This window comes from Trueperaceae bacterium (assembly GCA_019454765.1).
In the GTDB taxonomy this organism is placed as follows: Bacteria; Deinococcota; Deinococci; order Deinococcales; family Trueperaceae; genus JAAYYF01.
Map to the genome: position 1 here is coordinate 1 of JACFNR010000028.1, position 12,611 is coordinate 12,611.

The 12,611-nt window shown below is 71.8% G+C and carries 9 protein-coding genes; 6 read left to right on the top strand and 3 right to left on the bottom strand.

The window, feature by feature from the left end; genetic code table 11:
* Positions 1-30: 30 nt before the first annotated feature.
* On the top strand, positions 31-1,629 hold the full coding sequence (locus H3C53_08770) for a gamma-glutamyltransferase family protein (protein ID MBW7916758.1): 1,599 nt from the start codon (positions 31-33) through the stop codon (positions 1,627-1,629).
* A 202-nt stretch (positions 1,630-1,831) separates the two neighbouring features.
* Here H3C53_08770 and H3C53_08775 read toward each other — a convergent pair whose 3' ends face one another.
* Positions 1,832-2,923 (bottom strand): Gfo/Idh/MocA family oxidoreductase, encoded by a 1,092-nt coding sequence (locus H3C53_08775; protein MBW7916759.1) that lies wholly within the window; start codon positions 2,921-2,923, stop codon positions 1,832-1,834.
* Positions 2,924-3,046: 123 nt separating this feature from the next.
* On the opposite strand from H3C53_08775, the gene H3C53_08780 reads away from it, so the two are divergent.
* Together H3C53_08780 and ggt are read left to right on the top strand one after the other, a co-directional pair.
* A complete protein-coding gene (locus tag H3C53_08780; protein ID MBW7916760.1) occupies positions 3,047-4,279 on the top strand; it encodes an MFS transporter in 1,233 nt (410 codons plus the stop codon).
* A gap of 111 nt (positions 4,280-4,390) precedes the next feature.
* Positions 4,391-6,091: a gamma-glutamyltransferase gene (gene ggt / locus H3C53_08785; GenBank protein MBW7916761.1), complete on the top strand. Its 1,701-nt coding sequence runs from the start codon at positions 4,391-4,393 to the stop codon at positions 6,089-6,091.
* Between the two features lie 135 nt (positions 6,092-6,226).
* Here ggt and H3C53_08790 read toward each other — a convergent pair whose 3' ends face one another.
* The gene (locus H3C53_08790; GenBank protein ID MBW7916762.1) at positions 6,227-6,889 is read right to left on the bottom strand and encodes an SOS response-associated peptidase; all 663 of its coding nucleotides are present in this window, start codon (positions 6,887-6,889) and stop codon (positions 6,227-6,229) included.
* A gap of 13 nt (positions 6,890-6,902) precedes the next feature.
* Positions 6,903-8,441, bottom strand: coding sequence for a replication initiation protein (locus tag H3C53_08795; protein ID MBW7916763.1), 1,539 nt, complete (start codon positions 8,439-8,441; stop codon positions 6,903-6,905).
* 1,861 nt (positions 8,442-10,302) lie between these two features.
* Here H3C53_08795 and H3C53_08800 point away from each other — a divergent pair.
* The 3 genes from H3C53_08800 to H3C53_08810 all read left to right on the top strand — a co-directional run bounded on the left by H3C53_08800 (position 10,303) and on the right by H3C53_08810 (position 12,606).
* Positions 10,303-11,136 carry a ParA family protein gene (locus tag H3C53_08800; GenBank protein ID MBW7916764.1) on the top strand — a complete coding sequence of 278 codons (834 nt, stop codon included), beginning with the start codon at positions 10,303-10,305 and terminating at the stop codon, positions 11,134-11,136.
* A complete protein-coding gene (locus H3C53_08805) occupies positions 11,129-12,070 on the top strand; it encodes a ParB/RepB/Spo0J family partition protein (GenBank protein ID MBW7916765.1) in 942 nt (313 codons plus the stop codon). Before H3C53_08800 ends, H3C53_08805 begins: the two co-directional genes overlap by 8 nt.
* A gap of 62 nt (positions 12,071-12,132) precedes the next feature.
* Positions 12,133-12,606, top strand: a complete 474-nt coding sequence (locus tag H3C53_08810) for a peroxiredoxin (GenBank protein MBW7916766.1) — start codon at positions 12,133-12,135, stop codon at positions 12,604-12,606.
* Positions 12,607-12,611 lie beyond the last annotated feature (5 nt).

A 12,611-nucleotide genomic window follows, 5' to 3' on the forward strand; every position in this document is an offset into this window, starting at 1 on the left:
GCCGAAGCGCCGAAGGAGGGCGCACACACCATGCAGCTGAGCTTCGACCTCCCCTACCCGTCGCAACGCCCTTTGGTCATGGCCGGGAACGTCGTGGCGGCCTCGCAGCCGCTCGCGGCGCAGGCCGGCCTGAGCATGCTCCAGGCCGGCGGCAACGCCGTTGACGCCGCCGTGGCGGCCGCCGCCGCCATGACGGTGGTGGAGCCGACCGGCAACGGCCTGGGCTCCGACGCCTTCGCCATCGTGTGGGACGGGAGTCGGCTGCACGGCCTGAACGCCTCGGGGCGAGCGCCCACGGCCCTGACCGCCGGCCACCTGGAGGGCGCCGACGGGGCGCCGCCACGGGGGTGGGGTTCCGTCACCGTGCCGGGCGCCGTCTCCGCCTGGGTAGAGCTCTCCGCGCGGTTCGGGCGGCTCCCCTTCGAGGCGCTGCTGGAGCCGGCCGTGCGCTACGCCCGCGACGGGTTCCGCGTCACGCCGGTCACTGCGAGGGCGTGGGGGTTCGCCGAGAAGACGTTCGCGGCGCCTCGGTTCGCGGAGTTCCGGCGCGGCTTCCTGCCGGGCGGCCGAGCGCCGCGAGCGGGCGAGCTGTTCCGCTTCAGCGACCAGGCCGCGACGCTCGAGCGCATCGGCGCCACCCGGGGGGAGGCGTTCTACCGCGGCGAGCTGGCGGACGCCATGAGCGACGACGCCAGGCGGCACGGCGCGCCGCTCGCCTTCGAGGACCTGGCGAGCCACCGCGCCGATTGGGTGGGGACGGTGCAGCAGGCGTACGGCGGTTACGAGCTGCACGAGATACCACCGAACGGCCAGGGCATCGCCGCCCTGCAGACGCTCGGCATCCTCCGGCACCTGCGGCTCGGCGAGTACCCGGTCGACAGCACCATGAGCCTGCACCTGCAGATCGAGGCGACGAAGCTCGCGTTCGCGGACGCCTACGCGTACGTGGCCGACGCAGACCACATGCGCGTGCGGACGGAGCAACTCCTGGACCCGGCCTACCTCGAGGCGCGCGCCGGGCTCGTCGACCCGCGCCGCGCGCAGGCGCCGGGCTACGGCACGCCGCCCGCCGGGGGCACCATCTACCTGACGACGGCGGACGCGGCCGGCATGATGGTCTCCTTCATCCAGTCCAACTACCACGGCTTCGGGTCCGGGGTCGTGGTGCCGGGCACGGGCATCTCCCTGCAGAACCGCGGGGCCGGGTTCAGCCTCGACCCGAAGCACCCGAACCACGTGGCGGGCGGCAAGCGGCCGTTCCACACGATCATCCCGGCGTTCCTGACGCAGGGTGGCGCGCCGCGCATGAGCTTCGGGGTGATGGGCGGGCCGATGCAGCCGCAGGGGCACGTGCAGATGGTCGTGCGCCTCGTGGATCACGCTCAGAACCCGCAGGCCGCCGCGGACGCGCCGCGCTGGCGGGTCATGGGTGGCCTCGAGGTCGCGTTGGAGGACGGTTTCCCGGCGGAGACGGTGGCGGGCCTCGAGGCGCTCGGTCACGTGGTGCGGCGCTCGAAGGTCGGGGAGGACTTCGGTTTCGGCGGGGCCCAGCTGGCCTACCGCCTGGACGGCGGCGGTTACGTGGCGGGCAGCGACCCGCGCAAGGACGGGCAGGCGGTCGGTTACTGAGGAGCGCCGGCCGTCAGCGCCGGTCGCGCGGGCGCGCCCGCCGCAGCTCTCGCAGCATCCTCTCGGTGGCGGCGGCTCGTTGCATGCGCGCCTGCGTCTCGATCGCCTGCATGTGAAGCAGCGTGCTGTAGTGGTTGAGCATGGTGCAGCACCTCCTGAGGTGATGGTGCTGCCGGGTCTACCATGGTGGGTACGGCCCGTTTCAGGTAGCTGGTTTCGGGGCGCCCAGCCCCGCCTCGTCGTTCGGCAACCGCACGCCCAGCTGCCGCCTGACCTCGTCGAACAGCCGCATCGTCGCCACCGTGTCCGCGAGCGGCATCGTCGGGCTCTCCAGCCTTCCCTCCTGCACGCAACGCGTCACCTCTCGGAGCTGGAAGGTGTACGGCTCGGGGCCGGACGGGACGCTCTCGTGGCGCTCCTCGCCTCGCGCCACGACGGTGAAGCCGTCGGGCCGGGTGAGCGGTGCGTCGGTCTCCAGGTACCCCTCCGTGCCCACGATGCGCGCTCGGCGCGTGCTGCTCGACACGAAAGAGGCGATCACGTGCGCCAGTTCGCCGCCGGGGTAGCCGCAGGTGAGGGCGCTCAGCTCGTCGACGCCCTCCGCGTTCACCCGCCCGATCGCCTGGACGGCGTGCGGCAGGCCGAGGGCGCCGATCACCCAGGTGAGCGGGTAGACGGCCAGGTCGAGGAGCGCTCCCCCGCCATCGACCGGGGCCCACAAGCGGGTGCGCGGGTCGCGCTCGGCCATGAAGCCCATGTCGGCCTGCACGTACCTGACCTCGCCCAGCTCGCCGCTCTCGACCACGTCGAGCGCCGCCTGGTAGGCGGGCAGGAACCGGGTCCACACCGCCTCCATGAGGAACACGCCCCTGGACCGCGCGATGGCCACGAGATCGGCTGCCTCCGCCCCGGTCACCGTGAACGCCTTCTCGATCAGGACGTGCTTGCCGGCGGCCAACAGCGATGCGGCGACCCGGTGGTGCTGACCGTGCGGCGTGGCGACGTAGACGACGTCGACGTGGGGGTCGTCGGCCAGCGCCTCGTGACCGCTCAGGCCGGGCACGTCCGAGTAGCTCGCCTCGAAGCCGTACATGGTGGCGAAGGCCGCCGCCTTGATGGCGTCGCGGCTGCTCACGGCCCGCAAGCGCGCGTCCTCTAGCCGCGCCAGTTGCGCCGTCACCGTGTGGGCGATCTTGCCGGTCGCGACCACGCCCCACCTCAGTGGCTCGCCCGTGGGCGCCACGGGGTCGCCGCCACCGTGGAACCCGAGGGGCCTGGCGACGTGACGCTGCATGCCCGAGGTTAGCCCGACGGATGGCCGCCTGCATGTGCGTTAGTGCGCAAGGGACGTGCCTGGCGCCGCCGGGCGCCGCCCCACCCCGAGCGCCGGTGGGCCGCGCCTGATACCCTTCGCGGCATGGCGTTCCACGGTTGGCGCATCGCCTGGGCGTTGGCCGTGACGCAGACCGTCGGCTACGGCGTCCTCTACTACGCCTACAGCGTGTTCACGGTGCCCATGGAGCTCGAGCTGGGCCTCGGCCGGGCGGCGACCTCGGGCGCCTTCTCCGTGGCGCTCCTGCTGTCGGGCGTGGCGGCCGCGCCGATCGGGCGATGGGTCGACGCGCGCGGGGCGCGCGTGCCCATGAGCGCGGGATCGCTCCTCGGGGCGGTGGCCGTGTTCGCCTGGTCCCACGCCGCTTCCGCCCCGGCGCTGTATGCAGCCCAGGCCGCGGTGGGCCTGGCCATGGGTCTCACCCTCTACGACGTCGCCTTCACCGTCCTGGCCGCGTGGTTCCGCCGCGACCGCATCCGGGCCATGCTGCTCGTGACCATGGTGGCGGGCCTGGCCAGCACGATCTTCGTGCCGGTCGCCACGCTGGCGCTCGAGGAGCTCGGTTGGCGCGCGGCCTTGAGGCTCCTCGCGCTGGTCCTCGCCCTCACCTGCGTGCCCCTTCACGCCCTGGTGCTGCGCGACCGCCCGCGCCGGTTGGGGCTCGAGCCCGACGGCTCTCCCCTCCCCTCTCCGGCGGGAACCGGTGCGGTGCGGCCGCCACCCGACGGCGACGCGCGGTTGGCGTTGCGCTCGTCGCTCTTCTGGTGGCTGACGGCGGCGTTCGTGCTGGACCGGCTCGCCATCGTCGCGGTGGCGGCACACGTCGTTCCGCTCCTGCTGGAACGCGGCGCGACGCCGGGCAGCGTCGCCCTGGTGGCCGGGAGCATCGGGCTCGTGCAGGTGGCCGGGCGCGTGGTCTTCGCGCCCGCCACGCGCGTCGCCAACCTGTACACGCTGGCGACGGCGACCTACCTGACGCGCGTCGTGGCGCTGGTCACGCTGCTGGTGCTCACCGGCGCGGCCGGGATGTGGGTGTTCGCGGTGCTGTTCGGACTCGCCAACGGCGCGAGCACCCTGGCGCGCGCGGGATTGGTCGGGGAGGCGTTCGGCGCCACCCACTACGGCGCCATCAACGGCAGCATGGCGGCGTTCATAGCCGTGGCGCAGACCGCGGCCCCGCTCGGGGTGGGCGCCCTCCGCATGCAGACCGGGTCGTACGCGGCGGCCGTGGCGACCCTGGCGGTGGCCGGCGTGCTGGCGGCAGTTGCGACGCGACGGGCCGGCAGGCGCGCGCGGCTCGACGCCGCGGGAGCGTGAGGTCGGCAGGGGGTGGCCGCTCGCCCCGTTCGCCCTGGTGTCCATGCGCGCCCGCGCCCGCCTTGAAGCAGTAGCCTGCGGTGGCAACTCAACGAAGGGAAGGGATGGGACATGACGGGTTCACGTGTTGGTAGGTTGCTCGCCCTGTGCCTGCTCGGCGCGCTGCCGCTCGCGCCGGCGCTGGCGAAATCGCCCGCTCCGGTCCAGGCCAAGAACGGCATGGTCGTGACCGCGCAGCACCTGGCCAGCCAGGTGGGGCTCGACGTGCTCAAGCAGGGGGGCAACGCGGTCGATGCCGCCGTGGCAGTGGGTTACGCGCTGGCCGTCACCCTGCCGAGCTCGGGGAACATCGGCGGCGGCGGCTTCATGCTCGTGCACACGGCCGACGGTCAGGACATCTTCATCAACTTCCGGGAGAAGGCGAGCCTCAACGCCACGAAGGACATGTACCTCGACGCGCAGGGCGAGGTCATCCCGGGCGCCAGCACCAGGTCGTGGCTGGGGATCGGCGTGCCAGGCACGGTCATGGGCCTCGAGTACGCGCGCGAGAAGTACGGGACGATGAGCCGCGAGGCGTTGTTGGCGCCCGCCATCGCCCTCGCGCGCGACGGCTTCGTGCTCGTGCCGGGCGACGACATCCTGAACGTGCCGCTCGATGCGTTCCGCGCCGAGCCCAACGTGGCCGCCATCTTCCTCAAGGACGGCGAGCGCTACCAGGTGGGCGACACCATCGTCCAGGCCCAACTGGCCGACACGTTGCAGCTCATCTCCGACCAGGGTCCCGACGCGTTCTACAAGGGTCCCATCGCGGACGCCATCGTGGCCGCCAGCGAGGCGAACGGCGGCATCCTCTCCAAGGAGGACTTCGAGAACTACACCGTCAGCGAGTACGACCCCGTGACCTGCGACTACCGCGGCTACGTGGTGATCTCCTCGCCCCCGCCCAGCTCGGGCGGCACCATCATCTGCGAGATCTTGAACATCCTCGAGGGTTACCCGATCGGTTACCTGGGGTTCAACTCGGCACAGACGGTCCACTTCATGGTGGAGGCGATGCGCCACGCCTACGTCGACCGCAACACCTACCTCGGTGACCCCGAGTTCGTGGACAACCCGCTGGAGCGGCTCCTGTCGAAGGATTACGCGGCGCAGATCCGCGACCGCATCGTCCGCAACCGCGCGACGCCCTCCAGCGAGGTGATGCCCGGCACGCCGCCCCACGAGGGCACGAACACGAACCACTACTCCATCGTCGACGCCGACGGCAACGCCGTGGCGGTCACGTACACGATCAACCTCGGCTTCGGCGTCAAGAAGATCGCCGGCGACACGGGCTTCCTGCTCAACAACGAGCTCGACGACTTCACGGTCAAGCCAGGCGTGCCGAACGCCTACGGGCTCGTGCAGGGCGAGGCCAACGCCGTGGCGCCGGGCAAGACGCCCCTCTCCTCGATGTCGCCCACCGTCATCACCAAGGACGGCGAGGTGTTCATGGTCACGGGCAGCCCGGGCGGCTCACGCATCATCACCATCACCCTCGAGTCGATCATGAACGTCATCGACCACGGCATGGACGTGCAGGAGGCGATCGACGCGCCGCGCATCCACCACCAGTGGCTGCCCGACACCCTCTACGTCGAGAAGTACGCCCTCTCGGCCGACACGCGCGCCATCCTCGAACAGATGGGGCACAGCATCAGCGAGGGTGGCAGTTGGGGGTCGGCGGAGGCCATCCTCCGCGACCTCGCGACCGGCACCCTCTACGGCGCCAACGACAGCCGCCGGCCGCAAGGGGCGGCCCTCGGCTACTGAGTGACGCGACGGGGGCTCAGGCCCTTGGGGGCGGCCTGGGGGTGGCGGTGGTGCCGGGGTTGGCGGCGCTCGGCGCCGCTCCCGCTCCCGGCGGCCGCCGTCACCACCAGGCGGACCCGACCAGCGAAGCGGGTCTTACTGCCGCGCCACGAGCTGCGGCCCCTCGGAGCGCGCGTCGCCCACCTCGCGGCCGACGGGCCACGACTCCAGGCGCCCCTCGGCGGGAACGGCGAGGAGGTCCAGAACGTTCCGCGGTTCGACCTCGCCCGGGTCCAGCCACCTGGACCAGTCGGTCCGCTCCAGGATGAGCGGCATGCGGTCGTGCAGGGCCGCCACGTCGCCGTTAGCGTCCGTGGTGAGGATCGTGCAGCTGAGGAGGGCGCCCTCTCCCCTGCCCCAGTGGGCGTAGAGCCCGGCGAGGGCGAGGGGGGCGCCGTCGGTGCGCCGGATGAAGTACGGCTGCTTCCTGGGACCCTCCTGCTTCCACTCGTAGAAGCCGCTGGCCGGCAGCAGGCAGCGCCCCTTGCGCATCGCGTCCCGGAACGACGGCTTGTCGGCGGCGCTCTCGGCGCGCGCGTTGAAGAGGTTGGCCTTGAACTCCTTCGGCTCCTTCACCCAGTGTGGGATGAGGCCCCAGCGCATGCTGTCGAGCTCGCGGCTGCCGTCCAGCCTGGCCCTGACGACCGGCACGTACTGGGTGGGCGCGATGTTGTAGCGCTCCTCGAGCGGGAAGGTCTCGACCTCGAACAGGCTCGCGAGGTCGTCCTCGTGGTGGTAGAGGGTGTAGCGGCCGCACATGGTTCCCTCCCGTCTACTGCATCTCGTCGAGTTCGGCCATGACCTTGGCGCGATCGTCGGCGTCGTACTCGGCCAGCGGGTCGTACGTCTTGAGGTAGGCGTTCATGTCACGCAGGTGCGGCGGCAGGGTGAGGAAGTTGTGGGTGGTCATGACGTCCATCCTCGTGGCCTCGTAGAGCGGGCCGCGCCACCCGTCGGCCTCGATGCGCTCGAGCGTGAACCGGTGCACCGTGGCCTGCATGAGCGTGTGCAGCAGGTCGCGCTGGTCGGGCGTGAGCTCGCGCCAGGCGGCCTCGGCCCGTTCGCGGCACGCGCGGTGCAGGGCGTCGGCCACTGCCGCGGCCACCGTGCGCGCCTGCTCCTTCGTCATCGGTTGCGGTCCCGTGGCGCCTTGCGCCTCCTGCTTGGGCGGTTCGATGCCCTGCTGCAACAGGCTGTGGACGAACCCGCCGAGGTTGAAGATCGGGCGCCCCGCCTGCTCGGCGCGACCCTGCAGCACCTTGGCGTACGCGATCACGTCGAGGACGCGTTGCGCGCCGTAGCGGGCGACGGTGCGCTCCGGGTCCTGCGTCCAGCCGACCTCGCGCAGCGCGTCGGCAGCCTGGAGCTCCTTGAGGAGCTGTTCCTTGTCAGCGCTCTGAGCCACGCGCTTGGCGAGGCTGGCCGGGAGCCTGACGCGGGGTTGGAAGACGTCGTTGCGCCTGATGGTGAAGGAGACGCGCTGGAACTTGCGGCCGACCTTGTGCGGTTCGTAGTCGAACGCCAGGCAGGTGTAGGCGGCGAACTCCTCCTGCGCCTTGTCGAGCACGTAGCGGAAGTCCTTGAACCGTTCGTACTTGCCGTCGAGCCCGAGTCTCAACTTGAGGTCGTCCACGTCGAAGATGAGCTGGTTGCGCTCGCCCGCGTAGCTGGCGGTGTAGAGGACCTCGAACAGCCGCATGCTGTTGAAGCTCTCGAACGACAGGAGCTGCTCGGTGGGGATGATGCTGAAGTCGCGCCTGAGTTGCAGGAGGTACGGCTTGAGGCGGTCGTGGATCTTGATCTCGATGGCGGCCATCTGGCCGCGCTCGCGGCCGTTGTCGTAGCGCGCCTCGGACACCCACTGGAACATCACCCAGTCGCCGTTGGGCTCCTTGATCTGGATCGTCTGCTCGAGAAGTTCCCGGGCCGACTCCTCGATGCGCGAGTAGATGCTCTTGCCGCTGATGTTGAAGAGTTGCGCGTACTCCCAGGCGGTGATGCGGATGGGCTCGAGCGTGAGGTCTTCCTTGGTGATGTCGGACAGGGCGAGCACGAGCAGGCGCTTGGTGAGGATGCCCATCTCCTGCCGGCTGAGCGCGAGCGGGTTGCCTTGCGTGACGGCCAAGGCGCTGCCGCTCCGCCTCTCGGCGGACTTGCGGGTCCCGCCTCGACCCGAGCCGCGCTGCCGCCCGCGCGCGCGCTGCGGCCTTCCGCCGCCGGCAAGTGGCTCGACCAGGCCGCCACGAGCCGCCTCGTCCGCGCCGCCGTCGGGCCCGTGCGACCGTGTGTCGGTGTACAGCTCGGTACTCATCGCCTCTCCCCTGCCCCGGCGGCCGGGCACGGCCGCCGCCTCGTGTCCACCGCTCCGCGACCCCAACGCAGCGCTCGCCCGGCCGTGCGGTAGCCTGGCTCCGCTCCCGCTCCGGCGTGGATCGCCCGCGGCCGCCGCCGCGCTGCGGTGGCCTCCACGGTCGCGGCGACCGCCCGTCCCGACCGCGCCGTTCGCGCAACCATACTCCTGGTGGGGAATCCGGGTCAACCTTTCCCCTATTCTTCCCACCTGCCAGCGCGGGCCCTGCATGGTTCCCCCTTTTTCCCACCTCGGTACCCCTGCCTCCCCCGGGGGTCCCGCACGATCCCCGGCGCGGTACCGCGCGCGTCCCGCGCCGGTACCCGCCGCCTCCCGGCCCGGTACCGCGCGCTACCCACTCGATCGGCCTAGCGCGCGTGCCACACGCTTTCCCCGCGCCTCCATCAATGGAATGTAATAGCTACCTGAAGAACAACCACCAAGCATTGCTGGTGCGGATGGACATCGCAACCACCCAGCGCCACACAGAGCGACCGGTCGCTGATCCACGCCGCGGCAGCGCAGGCGAGACCGGTACCCGGCTCCTCCCACCTCGCGGCCGACCTGCCCACGGAGTTCCCTTGGATCCCCCGTGAGATGGCCGAGCGTGGAACACCCGCGCCCGCGGCTCTCGGGTCTCCCCTGCGCCCGCGGCGGTACCCCGGTTCCCCCGTTTCGGGCGCCGGTTCCTCGTTCCTCCCACTTCCGTGGACGTGGCGTCCGCCCGGGCGGGAGGCGGGGCCTCCTTCGGAGCCGTTGACGGTGGCGCTAGCTGGAACACCGTGCTGCACGTGCTTCTTGGACCAGGTGGCGCCGGCCGGTGCCGCTCGAGGGTGACCCCACACCGCGCCGGCGGCGGCGGCGGGGTGTGGGGGTCGTGCCAGCTGCTAGAGTCCGCTCCCCGGTGACGTGAGACCGTCTCGGCCGCTGGGTACCGCGATGCGGCCGGTAGCACCACGCCATGTGTCTGGGGAAGATCGGGTACCGGACCCTCGCGAGGGCCCCTCCCCTCCCTCGATCTGCTCGAAGTGGGAGGCGCCGGGTACCGAGCGCCATGTGCCTCACCGGCCCCCGGGGGGCCCGGCCGCCCGATCGCGCGGCGCGTGCGCGTGCCGGATCCGCCGCGCGTGTCGCGTTTGCCACGGCCTCTCCTAGGCGGCAGGCGCCGCGCCGGCATCCGAGCCGGGCCCACCTGGCCGGCGCCATAACGTTATTGCGGGTCGGTCGCGGCAGACCCCGCGCGGTCTCGCGACGACGCGGGACGCTCTTGGCCGGCCAGTTCCCGCTCGGGAGGGCGGGCGCCCGGCCGCCCTGGAGGCTTCCCCGCGGTCGCGCGCGTGACGGCTGGTCGGTGGTCCTCTCCCCCACCGTGCGGCGCGGGTCGGGCGGCCGGCGGCGAGGCCCCGGGGTGACGCGAGGGCCGGCCTGCGGGAGGGGGTGCGCCCGAGGGTGAGCGGATCGGACAGGCTGCTTGCCCAACCGGCGCCGCTGCCCGGGCGCCCCGCCATAACGTTATGGCGGGCGGCGCCCACTCGCGGGGCCGATCCCGGTCGGCCGGCGCCTCCGTGCCCGTGCCGGCCTCTCCCCCAGGGGCGCAAGGGATCCGCGCGGAGCCGCCGCGAACCGAGGCGGGCGCCAGGGCCGCCGGGCAGGGCCGGCCACAGGAGCCGCCCACCGATGTCGCTCACTTGGGCCACGCCCGCGCGGTTCCGGTGATCGCGCCGAGCGGGGTACAATCCCCGGAGGTCGCGCGAGCATGAGGGTCCCAGGGGCGACGGCGCCCGAGCTGGTCCCGGAGGCGGCCGGCACGGAGGCGGTCGTCGTGAAGGTTGTCACGTTCTTCAATCACGCCGGGGGCGTCGCCAAGACGAGCACGGCGCGCGACGTCGGCTACGTGTTGAGCGAGCTCGGGCGGCGGGTGCTGCTCATCGACGTTGACCCGCAAGCGAACCTGACGAGGTGGTTGGGTGTCGACGACGACGTGTCGCTCGCGCGGACGATCTACCCCGCCGTGCTCGGCGAGTCCGACCGCGACGAAGGCCGCGGCGCCGCGGCCGCGGCGGCGAAGGGGGCCGCAGACGAGGAGTTGGCGCTGCCGGAGCCCCTGCGGGTGCACGGCATGGACCTCATCCCGAGCAACTTGAACCTTGCCATCCTGGAGCGGGAGATCCTGAGCGTGTTCATGGGTGTCGTCAGGTTGCGGGAGGCGGTGCGCCGGCTCGAGGGTTACGACTACGTGCTCATCGATCCGCCGCCGAGCCTCGGGCAGCTCTCCGCTCTGGCCGTGGTGGCCGCCGACCGTGTCGTGGTGCCGCTACCGACGAACCGCAAGGGGCTCGACGGGATCCCGACCGTGATCCGGATGGTGCGGGAGTACCGCAAGGCGGCGCGGGGCCTCGACATCGCGCTCTTCGTCCTGACGCAGCACGACCGCAGGACGCGCCACGATCGGGAGGTCCTGGAGGCGATCCGCAACCAACTGACGGCTGTCGCGCCGGTGTCGACGCCGCTAGGAAGCCGGCCGGCGTACTACTCGGATGCTCAAGTGCAGGGGATGCCCATCTCGCTCTACGCCAAGGGTAGCGAGGCCGACCGCGAGATACGGCAGGTGACCGCGGAGTTGCTGGCGCAGCTCGAGGGAGGCGCGCGTGGCTAGGAAGCGGAAGCAGGACATCGACCGCGCCGCTGTGTTCGAGGCGATCCTCGGGGACCTGGGGCCGGAACAGGCGGCAGAGGCGGCCGGTTCCGTTGCGCTGGCCGAACTCGTCTACAACCCGCAGCAGCCGCGGAAGCACTTCGCGCAGGCGGCGCTGGCCGACCTGGCGGAGAGCATCAGGGAGAAGGGGGTGCTCGAACCCATCATCGTTCGCCGCGTCGCGGCCGGCTACGAGGTGGTGGCGGGCGAGCGGCGGGCGCGCGCGGCGCGCCAGGTCGGACTCGAGGCGATCCCCGCCATCGTCGTCGAGCTGAGCGACCGCGAGGCGCTCGAGATCGCCATCACGGAGAACCTGCAGCGCGAGGACCTCAACGCCGTCGAGGAGACGGAGGCCGTGCTAGGCCTCCTGGAACTCGCGCTCGACGTGGATCGCGCGCGGGTGCAGGCGCTGCTGCAGGACATCTACAACGAGGAGCGGGGGAGGGCCGGTGGCGCCGCGCGGGACCTCGCGAAACGGGAGGAGGCGAAGGCGCTCTTCCGGCGGCTCGGTCGGTTCACGGTGTCGTCGTTCGTGACCAACCGGCTGCCCATACTGGACTTCCCGCCCAGGCTACTCGACGTGGTGCGGAACGGCGAACTCGCGTTCACCAAGGCGCAGGCGATAGCGAGGCTCGAGGACGAGGCCGCCCAGAGGCGGCTGCTGGCCGAGGCGATCGACCGCGAGTTGTCGCTGAGCCAGATCAGGCGGCGCATAACGGAGTTGCGGGAGGGGGAGGGGGGGGCCGAGCCCGAGCGACCCGTGTCGGCCGACACGCAGCGCCTCGTGGCCGGCACGAAGCGGCTCCTCAACCACAAGCGGCTCGCCACCCTCGCGCCGGCGAAGCTGGAGCGCGTCACCGCGCTCCTCGACGAGTTGCGCCGACTCCTGGGCTGACGCCCGCGCCGACACGCTTGCGCCTCACCCGCGGGGCTAGGCTTGGCGGAGGAGGTGCTCAGATGTTGAGTGTAGGCGACATGGCCCCCGATTTCACGTTGGAAGACCAGGACGGTCGGCAGCACAGCCTCTCGGGGTTGCGAGGTTCATGGGTGGTCGTGTACTTCTACCCGAAGGACGACACGCCGGGTTGCACCACGGAGGCGTGCCAGTTCCGGGACGCGTTGCCGCGGTTCGAGGGTGTTGGCGCCAAGGTGCTGGGCGTGTCGGCCGACGACAGGGCGAGCCACGCGGCCTTCGCCGCCAAGCACGACCTCAACTTCCCGCTGCTCGTGGACCCGGACCACGAGACGCTCAGCGCGTACGGCGCCTGGCGCGACAAGGGCAAGGGCGGAGAGGTCAGGATGGGCGTGGCGCGCTCGTCGTACCTCATCGACCCGCAGGGCCGGATCGCGCGGGCGTGGGACGGGGTGAAGCCAGACGGACATGCCGAGCAGGTCAGGGCGGCCATCGAGGAGGCGCGCGCCCTGGTCTGATCGGG

Bases quoted from the DNA above. Each gene is read 5' to 3' on its own strand.
- H3C53_08770 (MBW7916758.1), top strand. From the start codon at position 31: ATGCAGCTGAGCTTCGACCTCCCCTACCCGTCGCAACGCCCTTTGGTC.
- H3C53_08775 (MBW7916759.1), bottom strand. From the start codon at position 2,923: ATGCAGCGTCACGTCGCCAGGCCCCTCGGGTTCCACGGTGGCGGCGAC.
- H3C53_08780 (MBW7916760.1), top strand. From the start codon at position 3,047: ATGGCGTTCCACGGTTGGCGCATCGCCTGGGCGTTGGCCGTGACGCAG.
- ggt (MBW7916761.1), top strand. From the start codon at position 4,391: ATGACGGGTTCACGTGTTGGTAGGTTGCTCGCCCTGTGCCTGCTCGGC.
- H3C53_08790 (MBW7916762.1), bottom strand. From the start codon at position 6,889: ATGTGCGGCCGCTACACCCTCTACCACCACGAGGACGACCTCGCGAGC.
- H3C53_08795 (MBW7916763.1), bottom strand. From the start codon at position 8,441: ATGAGTACCGAGCTGTACACCGACACACGGTCGCACGGGCCCGACGGC.
- H3C53_08810 (MBW7916766.1), top strand. From the start codon at position 12,133: ATGTTGAGTGTAGGCGACATGGCCCCCGATTTCACGTTGGAAGACCAG.